The 18,771-nt window shown below is 73.1% G+C and carries 12 protein-coding genes and 2 pseudogenes; 11 read left to right on the forward strand and 3 right to left on the reverse strand.

All coding sequences use genetic code 11. The annotated features are described in order from the left end of the window. Positions 1 to 131: 131 nt before the first annotated feature. A pseudogene (locus ABZ079_RS29240) lies at positions 132 to 995 on the forward strand (IS5 family transposase). 15 nt (positions 996 to 1,010) lie between these two features. Here the strand turns inward: ABZ079_RS29240 and ABZ079_RS29245 are convergent. Beyond that, positions 1,011 to 1,406 carry an Imm7 family immunity protein gene (locus tag ABZ079_RS29245; protein WP_356942433.1) on the reverse strand — a complete coding sequence of 132 codons (396 nt, stop codon included), beginning with the start codon at positions 1,404 to 1,406 and terminating at the stop codon, positions 1,011 to 1,013. A 65-nt stretch (positions 1,407 to 1,471) separates the two neighbouring features. Next, on the reverse strand, positions 1,472 to 2,056 hold the full coding sequence (locus tag ABZ079_RS29250; RefSeq protein WP_356942434.1) for a TetR/AcrR family transcriptional regulator: 585 nt from the start codon (positions 2,054 to 2,056) through the stop codon (positions 1,472 to 1,474). 132 nt (positions 2,057 to 2,188) lie between these two features. On the opposite strand from ABZ079_RS29250, the gene ABZ079_RS29255 reads away from it, so the two are divergent. Beyond that, entirely contained in the window at positions 2,189 to 3,055 is an 867-nt protein-coding gene (locus ABZ079_RS29255; protein ID WP_356942435.1) for a class I SAM-dependent methyltransferase, read from the forward strand. A gap of 178 nt (positions 3,056 to 3,233) precedes the next feature. On the opposite strand, the pseudogene ABZ079_RS29260 reads toward ABZ079_RS29255, so the two are convergent. Further along, positions 3,234 to 3,365: pseudogene (locus ABZ079_RS29260) on the reverse strand (transposase); the annotation flags it as partial. A gap of 1,099 nt (positions 3,366 to 4,464) precedes the next feature. Here ABZ079_RS29260 and ABZ079_RS29265 point away from each other — a divergent pair. From ABZ079_RS29265 to ABZ079_RS29305, 9 genes are all read left to right on the forward strand, one after another. Next, positions 4,465 to 4,668, forward strand: coding sequence for a thiazolylpeptide-type bacteriocin (locus ABZ079_RS29265; RefSeq protein ID WP_356942436.1), 204 nt, complete (start codon positions 4,465 to 4,467; stop codon positions 4,666 to 4,668). 46 nt (positions 4,669 to 4,714) lie between these two features. Next, positions 4,715 to 4,894, forward strand: coding sequence for a thiazolylpeptide-type bacteriocin (locus tag ABZ079_RS29270; RefSeq protein ID WP_356942437.1), 180 nt, complete (start codon positions 4,715 to 4,717; stop codon positions 4,892 to 4,894). A gap of 281 nt (positions 4,895 to 5,175) precedes the next feature. Further along, on the forward strand, positions 5,176 to 8,058 hold the full coding sequence (locus tag ABZ079_RS29275) for a lantibiotic dehydratase (protein ID WP_356942438.1): 2,883 nt from the start codon (positions 5,176 to 5,178) through the stop codon (positions 8,056 to 8,058). After that, positions 8,055 to 9,236: a hypothetical protein gene (locus ABZ079_RS29280; RefSeq protein ID WP_356942439.1), complete on the forward strand. Its 1,182-nt coding sequence runs from the start codon at positions 8,055 to 8,057 to the stop codon at positions 9,234 to 9,236. The genes ABZ079_RS29275 and ABZ079_RS29280 overlap by 4 nt, the downstream gene beginning before the upstream one ends. Continuing rightward, positions 9,233 to 11,548, forward strand: coding sequence for a hypothetical protein (locus ABZ079_RS29285; RefSeq protein WP_356942440.1), 2,316 nt, complete (start codon positions 9,233 to 9,235; stop codon positions 11,546 to 11,548). Before ABZ079_RS29280 ends, ABZ079_RS29285 begins: the two co-directional genes overlap by 4 nt. After that, on the forward strand, positions 11,545 to 13,545 hold the full coding sequence (locus ABZ079_RS29290; RefSeq protein ID WP_356942441.1) for a YcaO-like family protein: 2,001 nt from the start codon (positions 11,545 to 11,547) through the stop codon (positions 13,543 to 13,545). The genes ABZ079_RS29285 and ABZ079_RS29290 overlap by 4 nt, the downstream gene beginning before the upstream one ends. Positions 13,546 to 13,552: 7 nt before the next feature. Continuing rightward, positions 13,553 to 15,271, forward strand: coding sequence for a thiopeptide-type bacteriocin biosynthesis protein (locus ABZ079_RS29295; RefSeq protein WP_356942442.1), 1,719 nt, complete (start codon positions 13,553 to 13,555; stop codon positions 15,269 to 15,271). A 678-nt stretch (positions 15,272 to 15,949) separates the two neighbouring features. Further along, on the forward strand, positions 15,950 to 16,855 hold the full coding sequence (locus ABZ079_RS29300; RefSeq protein WP_356942443.1) for a S8 family peptidase: 906 nt from the start codon (positions 15,950 to 15,952) through the stop codon (positions 16,853 to 16,855). Between the two features lie 1,361 nt (positions 16,856 to 18,216). Beyond that, positions 18,217 to 18,729, forward strand: a complete 513-nt coding sequence (locus ABZ079_RS29305; protein ID WP_356942444.1) for a hypothetical protein — start codon at positions 18,217 to 18,219, stop codon at positions 18,727 to 18,729. The last annotated feature ends 42 nt before the right edge of the window (positions 18,730 to 18,771 follow it).

An 18,771-nucleotide genomic window follows, 5' to 3' on the forward strand; every position in this document is an offset into this window, starting at 1 on the left:
GACGGCAGGTACGTCCTCTCTGCCCCCGATACCGCCACCTTCGCCGAGGTTGCCGCCAGGCCGACGTGACCGGCCCGGCAGGGGAGTGTTTCCTCTTCCGCGGCCGTGTAGGCGGTCGTGAGCGTGGTGATCTGACGAACGAGGAGTGGCGCCGTCTGGAGCCTCATCTGCCTGTCGGCGGGCGGCGCGGTGGGCGGTGGGCTGGCCACCGGAGGGTGATCAAAGGGGATCTTGTTCCGTGAGCGGACGGGAATCCGTTGGCGAGACCTGTCGGGGAGGTTCGGCACGTGGAAGACGGTCTACGGGCGGCACCGACGCTGGTCCGTCGACGGCACCTGAGAGCGGTTACTCCAGGCCGTCCAGGCCCACGCCGATGCCGAGGACCGGATCGACTGGGGCATGGTGGGCGTCGACTCGACCTCCTGCCGTGCCCACCAGCACGCCGCCGGCGCCCGCAGGAAGACTCCGCGGGCACCGAAAAAAGATCAGCCCCTCGGCAACACCGCCCCGGCGAGGAACTCGGAAGGTCTCGGGGCGGGCTGACGAGCAAGATCCATCTCGCGAGCGACGACGGCTGCAGACTACTCGCCCTGCTGGTCACTCCCGGCCAGTGGGCGAAGCACCACGGATGATCCCGGTACTCGAACGGATCCACGTGCCCCGCACTGGAGAGGGACGGCCGCGCACGACCCCGACCGACTCAGCGCAGACAAGGCGTACTCGTCCCGCAATACCCGCCGCTAGCTGCGCAGACGCCAGATCAAGCACGCCATTCCCGTGCCGAAGGACCAGAGAGCCAACCGTCGGCGCCGTGGCAGCAGAGGCGGCCGCCCCTCGGCTTCGACATGGAGCAGAACAGGCGCCGCAACGAGGTCGAACGGATGATCAACCGCCTGAAGAGCTACCGCGCCGTCGCCACCCGCTTCGACAAACGGGCCTACGTCTTCCATGGCACTGTCACGGTGGCCGCGATCCGGCTTCGGCTGCGAGCGTGATGCGCCGACGACCCCTCAGCCCGTGAAGGGATCTTCCACCGTCGGGATGTACGGGGACAGCAGCGCCTCCGTGTGCTGCGTGACCATGCCTCGAACCAGCTTCAGCACGCGCACATCGTTCTCGTGACCCGGTTCCTCGTCATCGTGAATGTGGAGGAGTCCGTAGGAACCAGGGGCGGCCGCGGCCACATGCTCGAACAGTTCAACCATGTCAGGCGACGAGCGGTGATTGGAATAGCCGCCGAGGTGGATGAACGGCTCGCCGTTCATCCACCTGAGGTCAAGCAAGTACGGACTGTCCATCTGTGCAATGTGAAGGCGAAGCTCATCGACGATCTGTCGCAACCGGGGCTCATCGTCGTCATCGGCCGCGGTCTCCCTGACCGTGATCCACCCGTGGTACTCAAACATCCCACGATCGTAGTGAGATGACCCGCTTCACCGTTCCGGCCGCAGCATGATCCGCCGGACACGCCTTAGCCGTCCACCAGGGTGGCGATCAGTCGGGTCATGGGGGGCCGGGGGTCAGGTGCGCCCGGCCAACTGGTCATCAGGAGGTGGTGGGCGGTGCCGACGACGGCGAGCGCCACGGTGCACGGGTCGACTGTGTCCGCCACCCGGCCGAGCCTCTTCTCCGCCTTCAGATAGGCGGCTATGGCCTCCTGGATCGCGGTGAGGCCGGGCGCTCCGCCTTCAAGGGCCTCGCGGATGCGGAGTGTGGCGGCGGGCCGGGTCATGGCGAGGCCCGCGAGGGCCGGGCCGGCGGAGTCGAACAGCGCGAGCGCGACGGCGTTGAGGTTCCCTACCACCGTGCCCTGTCCGGCGAGCTGCGACAGCGCCTGTGCCTGCGCCGCCGTCCGTGCGAACCGGTCGAGACAGAGCTCGGCCACGAACTCGTCGAGCCCCGCGAAGTGCGCGTGCAGCAGCCCCTTGGCGCAGCCCGCCTCGGTGGTGACGGCCCGGCTGGTGAGTGCGCCGGGCCCGCCCCTCTCCACGACGCGCTCTGCGGCCGCGAACAGCCGTTCGCGTACGTTCGGCGTCGCCACTCCGCGCGGTGACATAGGCCTCTCTTCGTTCTGCCGCCATCAGGGGAACAGCACTGCTGACGGTAGCGGCACTAGCCAGTTTGGGCGTACGCCCATACCATTTTGGGCACACGCCCATTCTCCACTCTTCCAGTCGCAGGAGGTACCGTGCCGGACGTCGTCAACACCGAGCAGGCACAGGCATGGAACGGCTCCGAAGGTTCTCACTGGGCCCGCAACCAGGACCGCTGGAACGCGGTGAACGAGGGCTTCAACGAGCCTCTCCTCGATGCCGCCGGGATCGCCGGGGACCACCGGGTCCTCGATGTGGGTTGCGGCTCCGGGCAGACCACGCGCCTCGCCGCACTCAGGGCGCCCCGAGGGCACGCGCTTGGCCTCGATCTGTCCGGCCCGATGCTGGCCGAGGCGCGGGCCCGCGTGGAGAGGGACGGTATTGCCAACGCCTCCTTTGTGCAGGGGGACGCGCAGGTGCACCCCTTCGAGGAAGGCGCGTTCGACGCGGCAGTCAGCCGCTACGGGGTGATGTTCTTCGCCGACCCGGTAGCGGCCTTCGGCAACGTCGGCCGGGCACTGCGCCCCGGCGGGCTCCTGGCCTTCGTCTGCCCGGCCGACGCCGCGCTCAACGGCTGGGTGACGGCGATGACGTCGCTGCGTGATTTCCTGCCCGTCGGCGACTACGGCCGGCCTGGGCTGCCCGGCATGTTCTCCCTGGCTGCCCCGGACCGCATCCGCGGCATCCTCACCGCGGCCGGGTTCACCAGCATCAGTGTCGACCAGGTGCAGGTGTACGGGACATGGGGACAGGGGGCCGAGGACGCGGCGGCGTTCCTGCTGGGCACGGGCCCCGGCCGGCACCTGATGGAACAGGCCGGCGCGGCCGCGCGGACCCGCGCCCGCCGGGCCCTGACGGACCATCTGCGCGCCCATGAAACGGCGGATGGCACAGTCCGGCTGCGCAGCACATCGTGGCTGGTCACGGCGTGCCGCTCGTCCAGCCCGTCGGACAGGCCCTAATGGAGTAGTGCTCCGTCAGGTTCTGGGGGTGCTTCTGCGTAGCTGGCAGCCCCAGACGGCGCAGGTACCGGCCCAGTGGCGCTCCTACGCGGTCACAGCACGGCGAATCCCCCTGCTGGGTGCCTCGCTTGCTTGGGTGTGAGGAAGCGTGATCCCCAACCGTGGCCGGCCGACGACGAGTCATGCCTGAGCCGAAGCCCGACTCGGCGGGCAGCCACTCCCATCGGATGCCGGTGGAGAGGACGAAGAGGATGCCGCAGAACACCTTGCGGTCATCCAGCGCCTGCCGGCCCGGGTGCCGATGCCGACGCGCCGTCAGCGAGCACGAGGACGAGGCGCCAGGGCCAGGTTGGACCCTGATTGGATCTGCGGACCACTCGACCGGGATCGGCTCAGTCCACAGCAGGCCGCTTCGGCCGCTCAACCACGGGTCCACCTCCCACAACCTGCGCAATGACCGTTTCGCTGATCATTAGCCGAGTTGCAGTGTCGACGGGTGTCCTGAGCAGGGCAGTGCCGGACGCTGCTACGGGGTGCGGACAGTGGCGTTGATGTGCACGGTCGGGCACGCCCACGGACCGGCGCTTTCTGGGGGGGAAGCGCTCGGCGCAGCGCAGCGGGCACGCGCGGTGTGCACAGCCGATCCGGACGACACCTGCGGCACCTGTCCCGTCCCGGTCGGCTCACACGCTCGCAGACTCCAGCCGATGGGAACCCCGAACTGCGATGGAGAAAGCTGGTTCCCGCACAGGACGCCGGAGCCCGTCATGGCGTCGGAGACCAGTCCTCGCCGATCCAGGCGGCCGGGACCCCTACAGACGACTCGCACGCCTGCGAACTCGGCGGGCAGGTCCATCCAGGGCGAACCAGTCCGCGAGCGACGGCCAACGGGCAACAGCCCGGGCGCCCCGGAAGGTTCCCAGCCCCTTCTTCCTCTTCTCCTCAGAGCGGATTTGACCGAAAGTTCACCCATCAGGGATGCAATCTGCATCACCTGCGCGCGGCCGGCCCCGCGCAGGATGCCCTGAGTCCTTGACACCCAGTCGGCGGAGGCTTGGCGTCCCCTTGTCACAGTCGCGACCAGCCTCGTGCGCACGCAGGGCAGATCACCCTCACAAGGGACACATGACTTCACGTTCTCTTCAGCCTGTACCAGTCCAACCGCGCCTGCACCGCCGCTCCGAGAGGTACCAAGACACACCGAACCGGGATGAACACAACAGGCCAGATTACAAATTGGCCTTGCTGCCGGTCTGCCGCGCGACAGAGACTCGCTGCTGCACAGTGAACGACCGTTCGGGCCCTTGTCCGGCTTCGAGCGGAGAACCCTGTAGGCCCGTTTTCGGCTCGTCCGCGCCGCCATTCCGACGGCGCGTTCCGGTCTCCCCTTCCTCTGATGGGAGTTCGTCATGTCCCGTACCCCTAACCAGCAGGACGCCCTGGAGCTCCAGGACCTCGTCCTGGACACGGACCTGGACCTCACCGACCTGACCGTGACGTCGCTGCGCGACACCGCCGCGCTGCCCGAGAACGGCGCCTCTTGGGGCTCCTGCTCGTGCCAGGGCTCGTCGTCGTGTGCGCAGCCGCAGGTGGACATGCCCGGGGTCCTGTGACCCCGCGCCCGCCTGGAACACCACCCTGCAAACCTGAGAGGTCCGCATGCCAGACCATCACGAAGACGTCCTCGACCTCGATGACCTCGACCTCGGCGAACTGACCGTCACCGCCCTGCGGGACACCGTCGCCCTGCCCGAGACGGGCGCCTCCGGCGGAGCGAGCTCCTGCTCGTGCGGCTCCTCCTCGTGTGCCCAGCCCAGGTTGCCCGACCTGCCCTACTAGTCCGCTCCCGGCCTCGCGTGCCATGAGGCCCGGTGGGCTACGGCTCCCGTGCGGCCGGCCGGCTCGTCCGTTCTGCCCGGCCGGCCGTACAGCCCCGCGCCCATCGCGCCGATCTCGAGCGGTCCGCCGATCCACGCCCGGTCCGCCTTATCCCTGGGTCCGTTGGAGTGTTCCGCACCTCCCTCCCGCCCCGCCCGCTCCGTCAACCCCGCCCGTCCTGCGAGCCGTACGCCGGGAGCCAAGTCATGCCGCATATCGCCCCACCGACAGCTTCGGCGCGCGTGCCCTCGCCCGACCGGGCCGCCGTGGCCGGCCCGACCGCGACACGTGACCCGGCGGACCCGTATGAGCAGGCCGGACACGCGGACCCGGCAGTCCCCCATGACCCGGCGAACCCTTACGACCCGGCGGACCCCGACGACCGGATGGCGCCGTACGCCCTGGTCCGTACGACCGTGCTCCCGTACCCCGCCGAAACCGCGCCCGCCACTGAGGTGCGGGCTCTGCTCGCCCGGCTCACCTCCCTCACCGCACAGGACGCAGCCCTGCGTGCCGCCCTGTCCGGCGACCTCTTCGCCGCGCGAGCCGACCATGACGAGGCGTTCCACCGCCAGGTGGTCCTTCCGCTGCGACGCGCCCTGCACAACGGCCGCGAGCCCCGCCCGGCGCTCCTCGGCCGGCTCGGCACCCTCCCTGACCGGGTGCCCCGGCTCGCCGACTGGCTCGCCCTGCGCGAGTCGCGCGCCCGGTTGCTCGACGAGCTCCGCGCCGCCACCCCGCTCGCCCTGACCGCCGAGCGCGCCGCGCTCGCCGACCTCTGCCGCTCCCCCGCCTTCGCCCGGGCCATCGCACTGACCAGCGGCGACCTGCTGCGGGCGGTCAGCAGGGCCGGCCGGGGCGAGACAGGGCGGCGAGTGCGCAAAGAGGAGGCCTCGGTCCTGCGGCACGCCCTGCGGGCCAGCACGAAGACCAGTCCGCTGTCGTGGTTCACCGCCGTCGGGTGGGCGGCCGAGCCGGCCGTCGACGCGAATGCCACGGCCGTCTGCGCGCCGGAGCCCGAGCCCGGGTCCGTCCCGCTGACCTCTGTGGTCAAGGAGAACCGCACCCTCGTCGCCGCTCTCACCGCGGCCCTGCTCGACGAGCCGCGCCGCCGTGGTGCCCTGCCCCACCGCATGACGAGCACCGCGCGGGCGGCCGACGGGCGGGCCCGCTTCGCCCGTACCGAGGCGCGGTTCGCCGGCGGCCGGTACCTGGTGAGCCGCGAGGATGAGGTCGAGGTGGCCGCCCGCCCGGCACTGCAGGCACTGGCCGCCGCTCTCTCCGGCGGCCCGCTCCTCCTCGGCACGCTCAACGCCCGGCTCGCGGCCGACCTGGGCCGCGCGGCGGACGACCCAGCCGTCGCGGGCTTCGTGGACCGGCTCGCCGATTCGGGGCTGCTCGTGCCCACGGAGCCCGTCGACCCGCAGCACCCCGCCCCCCTCCTCGCACTCGCCGACTGGCTGCGCCAGTGGCCCGCGGACGCCGCCCTGGCGGACCGGGTCACCCGACTCGCCGACGACACACGGAGGTTCGCCGCCGCCCCCGCCGCCGAGCGCCCCGCCCTGCTCGCCGCCCTGGCCGGCTGCTGGCACGAGTTGCTCGCCGACACCGGCCGGCCCGTCCCGCCGGACACGGCCCCGCTGACGCCCCTCACCGAGGACGCCGTCGCCCCCGCTCCCCTGGCCCCGCGCCGCGCTGCGTCCTCGGCGGATGCGGGCGGGCGGAGCGCGCAACGGCCGTACGACGACCCGTGGGCCGGCTACGCCCCGTTCACCCGCGCCGACCACGCCGCGCTCACCGAACTCACATCGTTGGCCGAGCTGTTCGACCTGGGGCACGTGATGAGCCGCATCGCCCGGGACCGCTTCGTCGCCCGCTACGGCGAGGGCGGCATCTGCCGCGACCCGTGGGACTTCGGTGCCGAAACCGCCGCCGCCTGGGAGGAATCCGGCCGCCTCGTGGGCCGGTCGTCCGACGACCCCGAACTGCCGGACGGTCTGGTCGAACTCGCACGTCTCCGAGAGGAGTTCATCGCACTGGCACGGGAGGCGGCGAGACCGGCCGGGGAGATGGCCGCGCAGATCGTCCTGCCGGCCCGCTCCGTCCGCGCTCTCGCCGCCCGCTTGCCCGACTGGACGGCCGCCCGGCCGCTCAGCTACTCCTACTTCGCGCAACGCACGCACGACAGCGGGCTGTTGTGCGTCAACCACGTCTACGGCGGCTGGGGCCGGTTCACCAGCCGCTTTCTCGACGCCCTGCCGGCAAGCGCCGCGGCCGCGGTCGGCGAACGCATCCGGCGGGGCCTCGGCGCGGGCGCACGGGCGGCCCAGATCCGGCCGGTGGGCGGCTTCAACGCCAACCTCCACCCGCTGCTGCTCACCGAGGAGATCGGGCCCGACCGCGGCCGGACCGCTCTCGCCGAAGCCGACCTCGATCTCGTCCACGACCCGGCCACCGACCGCCTGCGGTTGCACGTACGGGCGACCGGCGAGCCGCTGGACGTGCTCTACCTGGGCTTCCTCGCCCCGATCATGCTGCCGCAACGGCTCGGACCGTTCCTCTCCGACCATCCCGCGGGTGTGGTGGACTTCCGCCCGCTGCTGCCCCGGCGCCCCATGGCGGCGCCGGGCGGTCAGGTGATCCATACGCCGCGGCTGCGTTACCGCCACCTGGTGCTGGCCCGGAGCCGCTGGCACCTCGATGCGGGCGCGCTCGACGCGCTGCGCGCCGACCTCGCCGCGGACGAGCGGGAGGTGCCGGCCGCCGCGGTGGCTCGCTGGCGGGCCCTGCTCCGTCTGCCGGAGCAACTCTTCCTGCATCCGGTTGCGCGGCCCCCGGCCGGCCGCGCGGTCGACGACTTCGTCGCCCGGCTGCGGGCGCCCAAGCCGCAGGCGCTCGACCTGGGCAACGCCCTGCACCTGCGCTGCCTGGGCAACTGGCTGGCACGCCATCCCCAGGGCGTCGTGCTGGAGGAGGCCCTGCCCGCGTTCGGCGGCCGAAACCGGCCCGCCCGTGCCGTCGAGGCCGTTGTCGAGACATACCGCCCCGCGCGCCGCCGTACGGCCGACGGGGCAGCTCCCCGGCCCACCGCCCCGCCCGCACCCCGCCGAGGAGGCACCCGATGAACGTCCGCCCCGCCCCCGCGGCCGCCCCCTTCGACCCGGCCACGCCTGGCTCCGCCGCTGCCCTCGACGTCGTCCTCTACGACTACCGTGAGGACAAGGCCCCGCTGCTGCGCGAGGCGGTGCTGCCGCTGGCCCGCCGGGCCGCCGCCGAAGGCCTGACCGCGCACGTCGAGCGCCATTGGCTGTACGGCCCGCATGTTCGGCTCCGGCTGCGCGGCGCACCCGACCCGGTGGCCGCGGCGGCCGAGCACACCGCGGCCGCCCTGCGGACCTGGGCCGCCGGCCACCCCTCGGCCGTCCTCGTCGATGAGGAGGAAGTCCTCGCGCGGGCCGCCGTGGCCGGCCGCGCCGAGCTCATCGCCCCGCCGTACGGGCCGCTCGTACCGGACGGCACCGTCCGCGTCGAGCCGGTGGACCAGTCGTCCGTGCGGGCCCTGATCGGGCCCGACGGGGCCCGGCTCCGCGACGACCTGCTGGGACTGGGCCTGCCGGCGATCGACACCGGATGCGCGTTCCTGGGCGAGCACGGTGACACGCCCGCCGCCCGCGTGCAGCTCGCGGTGGCGGCACTGGCAGCGCACGCCACGGCGCACCCGGAGGGGCTGATCGGCGGCCACTATTCGTTCGTCTCGCATCTGGAGGACTTCCTGGTGTACGAGGATCAGGACGGGCGGCTGCGGGCGGCTTTCGAACGCCGTTGGGAAGCGACGGCACCGGCCGTCACCGCCCTCGTCGGGCGGATCGTCGACGGCGGGGCGGCCGGCTGGGAGCGCGCCTGGGCCGACTGGTCCGCCGAGGCGTGGCGTATCGCGCAGGAGCGGTTCGCCGCGGGCGCGGACTTCGCCGGCGAACCCCTCGCATACCGGGACCGGGCGGCGGCGCTCGGAGACCCGACGGTGGCCGAGCGCTGGAACCAGGACGTCCGCACCCGCTACAGCGAGTTCCACCGCCGGCTGCGCCGATCGGACCCGCAGGGGGCGATGTGGAGCCGGCCCGACTACCTGATCTACCGGGCCTGTACGAACGCCCTGTACCGGCTGTTCGTGATCTGCGACGTACGGCCGGTGGAGCGTTACCTCGCCGCCCACCTGGTCGTGCGTACGGTGCCGGAGCTGACCGGGCACACCTGGCAGGGCCGCATCGACGAGGTGATCGCGGCGGTGGAGGGCGCGTCATGACCACCGTCCCCGTCACCGGATCGGGCACGGCTCCGGAGTGCCCGGACGCCGCTGCGGCCGGGGCGTCCGCCTCTTCGGGACCCCAAGTCCCCGTCGCGCCCGCGCTGCGCCTGCGGCTGCGGCCCGGTGTGGCCGTCACCCCGCTGCTGGCGGGGCTGCACCTGCGCGGCCGCGGCGCCGCGGTCACGCTGGAGGGCAGCCGCGCTCTGCCGGCCCTGTGGCAGTTGCTCGAGGCGCGGCTCGTTCCGGACGCCGCGGTGCGGCGCGACAGTGACGGTGACGGTGCCGGTGACGCACAGGCCGGTTCCCGGAGCCAGACCGACGCCCAGGTTCAGGCCGGGGCCGGAACCCAGGCCGAGGCCGAGGCGCGGGCAGAGGCCGCAGCCATGGCGGAAGCCGAAGCCCAGACGGACGTCCGAGCACCGGCAACGACCGGACCCCGGACGAACGTCCAAGCACCTGCGGAGACCACACCTCAAACGAACGTCCAAGCAGTTACAGAGGCCGGAGCCCGGGGCGACACCCGGACTCCGGCCGACACCGAGGAAGCCGAGGCCGGGGCACGGGGCGGTGCCCGAGCGTCGAGCGCCGACCGCGACCAGGCCGGCGCTCGGCTGGAAGCCGCGCTGGCCACGCTCACGGCACGACTGCGCGAGCACGGCCTGCTGGTCGAACACCCGGAGGGCACGGAACTCCCGCTCTGGCCGGGCTCGTCGTCGGCCCACCCTGCGGAGTCGGTCGAAGCGATCCGCAACGCGCGACCGGTCGTCGCCGCACCGGATGCCGAGGGCCCGCTCTCCATGAGCCTCCTAAGGGCGCTGCGCAGCGCGGGGGCGAGTCCGCGGGCCGTCACCGACGCCCGGCTGCCCGCCGGCTGGGCCGTTGTCACGGCCGACGCGCCGTCCGGGGCTTTGGCGCTGGCCGTCTCGTGCGACGTCGACGGCGGCTTCGTCACCGCGCCCGGGTCCCCGCACCACATCCGCTCCGACGCCGCCGCGATCGCCGCCCGCCTCGCCACCGGCACGCCGCCGGGGGCGGTGGCAGGCCCTGCCGTCGGGCGGCCGGGACCTGCCGCCCGGGGTGCGCCGCTGACCGCCGCCTCCCCCCGGGGCCCAGCCATAGCCCCAGGCGCGGCGCCGAGGACGTCGTCCGGGATGCCCACCGGTGACGGGAGACCGTCGCCGACGGCCGCCGACGGCAGTGTTTCCCCCTCCCCTGCGCAGGTCTCGTTGCTCGCCGGTGCCGCGGCCGGACGGCTCCTCGCGGCCGTCGCCGGCCTGCCCGACCCCACCGCGGACGAGGAGACCTCCGTTGCGGCCACGGCGGGGCATCCTGCCGTGCTGGTGGCCCGGGCCGCGCCGCCCGAGGCGACGTACCGCCCGTGGGCCGCGGCCCCGCGCGCCGCCCGCCTTGGACCGGACATGCCGCCCGCGCCGGACGTGGCGGAGGCCCTGCGCCGGGTCACCGCCCTGAGCGACCCACGGCTCGGCGTGCTCGACGCGCCACTGCCCGGCGCCCTGCCGCAGCTGCCCGCCTCGCTCGCCTCCTGCCTCACCCCGGCGGGTCTGCTGGTCGCCGGCGCGGTACGGGCGGACCTGGCCCGGCTCGAAGCGGCGTGCCGGGCCGCCGAGCTCGCCCTTGTCGACGGCCCGTCGGCCCCGGTGGTCGGAGCGAGCCCCGACCACGCCCGCGGCCGGGCGCTGCGCCGCGCCGTCCTCGACCGCATCGAGCCGGCAGCCGTCTCCGCCGTGGCAGAGGCGGATCCCGTCACTCCCGGCATCGGCAACGACGACTGGCACAGGCACCCTCAGGCCCGCCACTGGTGGACCGTCCTGACCCGGCGCCTGGGCCGGTCCGCCCATCTGGCGGTCCGGCAACTCGGCGCCGGCGGCGCCCATGTGGCGGTCATCCGGATCCGACCGGGCCCGACCGGTGCCGGCACCGCCCCCGGCACGGTGAGCAGCGCCGTCGAGGCCACAGCGGCCGACGCCGTGGCTCTCGCCGCCCTCGACGCGGTCACGCGCGTGATGGCGGCGCAGCACGCGCCGGATCACACGCGGCACACCGCGCTCAGCGGCGCCGCGGCCCCCCTAGCCGCGGCCGGTGCCGAACCGGCCGGCTGGGCGGACGAGGGATGGACCGACACCTGGCTGGCCGGGATCGCCACCCGGGAACCGGCCCTCCACGCCGCCCTGCACCGCCTGACAGGCCTGTGCCCCACACCCTGGCGGGGCACCGGCCAGCACCCTCTCGCCGACGCCCTGCGCGCATCCGGATTCACGGTCCTGGCCGGACCGGGAGGCCCCTCGTGACCACCACCGACCCGTACATCCTCCCCGTCCCCGTCCTCGATCCGGCGGCTGCGCTCGCGACCGGCCGGGGCGACGCCGTCGTGCGACTGACCGCATGGGACCTCGGACTGGCCGAACGGCTCAGCCGGCACGCCCTGGCCCATCCGGTACGGTTCGTGCCGGTGCGCGAGGACGGGGCACTGACCGTGATCGGGCCCGTACTCCACCCGGGGGCACGGGCCTGCGTCGCCTGCGCGGAGTACCAGCGGCTGGCCACTGCGGGCGGCCGGGTGCCGTGGCAGAGCCCGCGGCTGGCGCTCGGCGGCACCGGGACCCCGCCGCTGGCCGAGGCGGCACTCCGGCTCGCGGCAGACCTGCTCACGGCAGACCCGCTCGAATCGAAGCCGCCCGCTGCCGGCCGGCACGAACTCCCGATCGCGGCCGACCCGGCCGCGATCGGCTCTGCCACGGTCATCTCGGCCACCGTCGACCTGGTCACGGTCGGCAACCGGGCCGTCGTCCACATCCTTCAGGGTGACAGGTACACCTGGTCCACCCACCGCATCCGGCCGGTCGGCGGCTGCCCCATCTGCCGGCCACTGCCGGACGACTCGCCCGGCGGCGCCCGGTTGCCGGCCGAGCCACGGCCGCTGCCCGACCCATCGGTGCTGCGCGGCCCCAACACCCGTGCCACCCCCGTACGCCTGCGAGCGGAGCTGCACGACGAGCGGTTCGGGCCGGTGCGTCGGCTCTTTCGGACCGAGGACTCCGCGTTCGCGCTGACCACCGCCTGGGTGACGGACGGCCGCTCCCTCGACGACGGCGGTTACGGCCGGTCAGGCGACTTCCAGTCCAGTGAACGGGTCGCGCTCTTCGAGAGCGTTGAGCGCCTCGCCGGGATGCGGCCCACCGGCCGCCGCACCGTGCTGCGCGCCTCGTACGCCGACCTCGTCGCCGCCGGCGAGCACGCCGTACTCGACCCCGTCCGGCTCGGCCTGCCGGATCCCGAGTTCGACGGCCACCCCGCCCGCCGTACCGTGCCGTACTCCCCGGACCTCGCACTCCACTGGGTGTACGGCTGGTCCCTCAGCGAGCGCCGCGCGCTGGCGGTGCCCGAGCACGTGGCGTACTGGGATGTACCGGGGCCGGACCGGCCGCGGGTGGTGTACGAGTCCTCGAACGGCTGCGGACTGGGCAACAGCCCCCAGGAGGCCGCACTGTACGGGCTGTTCGAGGTCGCCGAACGCGACGCCTTCCTGATGGCCTGGTATGCCCGGACCCCGCTGCCCCGGATCACCGTCCCCGCCGACGACCCGGAGGTCACCGCCCTGGCCGACCGCGCCGCGCTGCTGCGGTACCGCCTGACCCTGCTGGACGCCACCAACGACATGGGCGTCCCGGCGGTGATCTCGCTCTGCCGCTACGAAGGCACACATCCCGACGCGCCCCGCACGTTCCTGGCCGCCGGCGCCCACCACGACCCCCGGGTGGCGATCCGCTCGGCTGTGGCGGAGGTGGTCACCAACGTCCAGGAGGCCGCCCGCCGTTCCGTTCCGGGCGGGCCCCGCGACCCCGAGCGGCTGCGCCCGATGCTGGACGACCCCGAGCTGGTGCTGGACCTCGACGACCACGTCGGCCTCAACACGCTGCCGGACGCGCAGCCCCGGCTGGACTTCCTGTTCGCCGCCACCAATGAGGCGCCGTGGCACGAGCGGTGGCCGGGGACGCCCGAGCCGGTGACCGACCTGACGGCGCTGCTGGAGCGGACCGTGGAGCGGCTGGCCACCGAGGGGCTGGAGGTCATCGCGGTCACGCAGGACGAACCGGGCCTACGGGACCGGCTCGGGCTGCACTGCGCCAAGGTGATCGTCCCCGGCACGCTCCCGATGACCTTCGGGCATGTCAACCGCCGCACCGCGGGACTGAACCGGCTGCTGGAGGTGCCCCACCGGCTGGGCCGTACCTTGCGGCCGCCGGGCCGCGACGAACTGCCCCTCCATCCCCACCCTTTCCCGTGAGGACGCGATGACGACCGCCCGCCCCCGCCCCTGCCCGGCAGCGCCGGACGACTCCGCACACCCCTGGCACAGCCTGCACCTCGCCCTGCACGCCGGTGGCGCGCAGACGGACGCATTCATCACCGACGACCTCGCCCCGCTGATGGACGGCCTCACCGCAGCCCCGGGCGCTGCCTGGTTCTACATCCGCTACGGCGAGGGCGGACCCCACCTGCGGATCCGCTTCCGGGGGCCGCTGCCCGCCGGTGCGGCAGCCGAGTTGCCCAATGCCTTGACCGCTTTGGCGGCCGTCCGGCCGGCGGAGTTCAGCGGCCCCTGGCCGCTCCGGCACGGTGAGGTGCGCGAGGTGCCATACGTACCGGAGACCGAGCGGTACGGCGGCCCCGCCGTGCTGCCCCTCGCCGAGGAGGTGTTCGCCCACTCCACGAGCGCGGCCGTCGAGGCCCTGCGCTCGACCCCGGACCGCGCCGACCGGCTCCACCTCGCTCTCGACCTCGCCCACGCCACCGCCCACGCGCTCGGCCTCGACGAACTTCAGGCCTCGGGCTGGCTGCGTCGGCACGCCGCCTCATGGCGTTGGATCACCGAGGTGGAGCCGCTGCCCGGGGCCGCCGTCCACTCCCGCGTGAACTCGGTGTTCGCCTCGCAGCGCCCCGGACTGGTCCGGCGCGCCCGGACCCTGCGCGCCGCCCTCGATGCGGGTACCGCCGCGCCGTGGCTGGCACAGTGGTCGCGCCGGATCGCCGCCGCGGACGCTCGGCTGCGCGACGCTGTGCCCGCGACGGAGGCCGCCCGCCGCGTGCCCTGGGTGTGGGCCTCCCAACTGCACATGCTGTTCAACCGGCTCGGCGTGACCCCCGACGAGGAGCGCGCCGTCTGCCGCCTCGCCGCCCGCACGCTGCTGGAGACCGAGGACGACCCGGGATTCTTCGCCGCCGGGCACCGTGCGGCCGACTACCGGTACCTGGAGCGCAGCAAGTTCCTGATCGGGCGGTCCGAGGACACCGCGCTGCGCGACCTGCCCCCGCCACCGGTGCCCTCGACGGCCCAGCTGGCGGCCGAACTGCCCTTGCCCGCTGCTCCGTTGCCGGACCTGTCGCTCGCCGAGGCGCTTGGCCGGCGCAGCTCCGTACGCGGGCCGCTGTACGGGCCACTGGACGCGAGCACCCTGGGCGGGGTGCTGTGGTCCGCGTACGCCGAGAGCCACGCGACGCGCCAGCCGCTCGCCGACGGCACCGTACGCACCATGCGCCACCGGCCGTATCCCAGTGCCGGTGCGCTCTACAGCGTGCGCGTGCGCCTCGTGGCGCTGGACGTCGCCGGGGTGGCCGCGGGCACCTACCACTGCGTGCCGGAACGCCGTGCCCTGCTCCCGATCGGCCCGGCGCCGAGCGTCGCCGAGCTGAAGGCGCTGTCCTCGTACCTCTCCCGGCCGGAGGACGACCCGGACGCAGTGGGCATCGACGAGGCCCCGGCGATGCTCACGGTCCACCTCGACCTCGGCCTGCTGCGCCGCCGCTACGGCCTGCGGGCACTGAGGCTGGGCCTGCTGGAGGCCGGTCACCTCGCGCAGACACTGCTGCTCACCTCGGCCGCGTTCGGCCTGGCGACCCTCCCCCTCGGCGGCCTCCACGACGACCTCACCCATGAGCTTCTCGGCCTCGACGACCTCGACGAGCCGGTCCAGTACCTCCTCCCCTTGGGCCGCCCCGCCCCACCCCGTTGAAGGTGTTGCAAGAAGGCGCGACGTCGCCAATCCCTCAGCACCGGTGCGGGCGTCGGTGGCGGTGCCCGGTGCTCGATTCCTGCGGGCAGGGGGCGGTGTCCTCGCCCAGGTGCGGGTGTGCGGACCGCGTAGCACCGCTGACGTCGATGAGGTGCGGTCTGCAGGACGCGCTCACTGTCCTGTGAGCAGTGCTTGCACGCTTCTGCCCGGCCCCGGCACCTCCAAGCGTTCACGTTGGCCGGCGGGCCGTCGAGAGCCTGGGGCGGGGCGCACCGGCCATCTCCGCCCCGCCACTGAGCGGTCATGGTCCGGTGGGTCGGCATGCGCTGTGCGGATCAGGTTCCGTACCGGTGCAACCGAGGCTCGCCGGGACTCGTCTCCCGGGTCGAAAGCGGAGAGCGGCGGAACTACGGGGGCACGATGAGAAGTGGGCGCAGCACGGCATTGGCCATGACGGTGGGGGTGGCCGTGATGGCGGTGACGACGGGGTGCGGGCCCACGGAGGGGCTCGCCGCCTCGTCGAAGGGGCCGCAGGGGTCACGAACGGGTGCCGTGTCCGAGCCCGCTGCCAGTGCCCTGCCCGGAGGGACCGGCAGAGGGCCCGGCGCCACGGGCAAGGGTCTGCCGACGACCGCCCCGACCAGGACCCGGCCGACCTCGGAACGGCCCGGGAAGGGGGTGGCGCCGCGCAGACCCGTGCCCTGGAACCTCGACCGGCTCGACGAACGCACCCGCCCGCTCGACGGCGGCTTCGGCGCTCGCACCGACGGCCGGGGGGTCCACGTGTACGTCATCGACACCGGCCTGGACCTCAAGCACGCGGAGTTCGATGGGCGGGCTTCGCTCGGTGCGGACTTCGTCGGGAAACCGGACACCGGAGACTGTCCGGACGCCATGGGCGTCGGCCACGGGACCTTCGTGGCGGGCATCATCGCCGGCAAGCGGTACGGCGTCGCACCCGGGGCGAAGGTGGTGCGCGTGCAGGGCATCGAATGCGAAGAAGGCGGAAGCAGCGGCGTCACGAAGAACACCGCGTCCGGTCAGGAGGCCCCGATCGTCAAGGCCGTGGAGTGGGTGACCCGGCATGCCCGTCGCCCGGCCGTCGTCAACATGTCCCTCAACCTGCGCGAGCGTTCCCCCGCGCTCGACGCGGCCGTGCAGCGCATGATCGACTCCGGTGTTCCGGCCGTGGTCGCCGCGGGGAACTTCGCCGACGACGCGTGTCCCCACTCACCGGCGGGCGTCCCCGGGGCCGTCGTGGTCGCCGCGTCCACCCGGAGCGACCGCCACTGGAACGACTCGGGGGCGTTCGGATCCGGTCGTGGCCGCTGTGTCGACCTCTACGCTCCCGGCGAGAAGATCACCTCGGCCGTGGCCGGCGGCGGAACGTACACCAGCGAGGGCGCCGCCACCTCCTGGGCCGCCCCGCACGCCACGGGCGTCGCCGCCCTCTACCTCTCGGTTCACCCGAAGGCGAGGCCCGCCCAGCTCCATGACTGGCTCATCGCCGAAGCGTCCCGGAACGTCCTCACCGGCGTGCCCCCGCAGACCCCGAACCGGCTGCTGTACGCGGGGAAGCCCTGACGGACCCGGTGGGTGTGGTGAAGGCGGGAAACCTCTGCACGCTCCGGCCACAGTGCTGCCGCTCCCTCCCCCGTACGAACGACTTGAGCCCGAGTCCGTCGTGGATGCCGGCGCATGAAGAGACGGTTCCAGCCGAAGTGTCCGCCAGGCCCATTGACGGCCTCACCGATAGCGCAGTAGAAGCTGTCCATGCCAACGATCTGCCGGCCATCCAGTGTGAACACCCGAACCGTCAGGAGCGTCGGCTCTCCCCTGGCGCCGATACATCCGGGACCGCCGGCGCGAGGGCCGGCGCGAGCCTCCACCGCTCGCCGGGCCGGCTGGCCAGCGCGTCGTCGGTCTCCTCGTCGGTGAGGCTGACACGAGCGCCAGGCGTACGCCCTATTCGCCGACCCAGCGGCGCAACTTGTCCCGAGCCACCTCTTCGCGGTCCCACCTGGAGCGGCCGGGCCCGGTCGTGCCAAACACATCCCCTTTGACCGGCTGGTTCGTGTGCGTCGTGCGGATGACGGGCGGGAATCATCCCGCGGTCGTGGGCGGCGGCGAGCCGGCCCGCTTCTTGCCCCGGCTGAGGACCGGGCCCACCAACGCCGCCGCGCTGGGGGCCCGGGAGCGCACCGCCTCCCGTATCCCTCTTGACGGCAGGCGCTCGAACGGGCACGTCGTCTCGAACCCTTAACCTGTCATTCCGCGGAACTCACCCCGACGGAACTCACCCCGACGGATGCATCACTATCGCGCGGCGTGCGACCGCGTCCGGTCCCGACGAGTGGAGTTGGAAGCATTCTGGTGCCCGGCCATGGCTGTCCTCACTCGATGGGACCGCGCCGGGAGACCGCTCATGACGCGCGGCGGCAGGACATGACGGTCGCCGGGCCGATGGAACCGGGACCGAGCCTCTTGCGGATGCGATCCATGGCCTGCTCGGTGACGAGCCGGGACTCGCGAGCCCGTCCAGGCTGGTCTGCCGGGCGACCCGGTCGGTGTCAGCGCACAGCGGCTTTCAGTTCCACCAGCGCCGCGGTCGGCGGCAACGCCTGGACCACCGGGGACAGGCCGGCCAGCAGTTCGAGCACCTGCCGGTAGGAGTTCTCCGGGAGTCGCGGTCGTCCTGTTCCGCGGGCCGCCCTCGACTGACACTGCCTCGGCGGCCTGTCCTCTCGGTGGTCACCCATGGCAAGGTGATCAAGTTGAACTGTCTGTGGTGGGGGAAACACGTGAAGCGGCATCTCAGGTCGGCGGTGGTTGCGGCCATGGCCACGGTGACACTGGCCAGCTGCGGCGGCAGTGGGGAGAGCGCAGACCGGTCGGTGAACGGCCCGGGACAGAAGAACGTCCCATCGGGGCCCTACCGCTTGAAGATGCCCAAGTCGGTGCTGGAGGGCACCTTCACGGAATCCGATCATTCCGAGCCCGATCAGAACATCGCGTCGATGCTCTCCGGCCAGATCGAGAACGGCATCTCCGCGTTCGCCGCCTACCAGCCCGCCGACCGGAAGTCGGAGACCGCCGGGCCCGTGACAGCGGTGACCGGGGTGTACGGAACCGTGCTCAGCCCGGTCACGGCCCGCGAGAGATTCCTGAAGATCCTCGACAGCCGGATCCCGGACCGGCGCTCCGCCGTGATCGTCGGCCCCCGTACGATCACCCCCCAGGGATCCACGGAGCCCGTCTCTTGCCGGATCCTTCGGCATGTCGATGAGTACGGGACGGCCTCCTGGACGCCGGACTGTTCCTGGGCGGACGGATCGGCCGTTGCCGACGTGACCCAGACCGTGGACCTCAGCAAGCCTCCTGCCCAATTCGACCTTGAGGCCTTCGCGGCCAAGACAGCGACCATCCGCAACGAGGTCCGCGCCCCCGTGGCGCCGTAACCGTTCGAGCATCGCCGAACCGCGCCCGTTACGCAGCCTCCT

Source organism: Streptomyces sp. NPDC006314, from assembly GCF_040613075.1.
Lineage (GTDB): Bacteria > Actinomycetota > Actinomycetes > Streptomycetales > Streptomycetaceae > Streptomyces.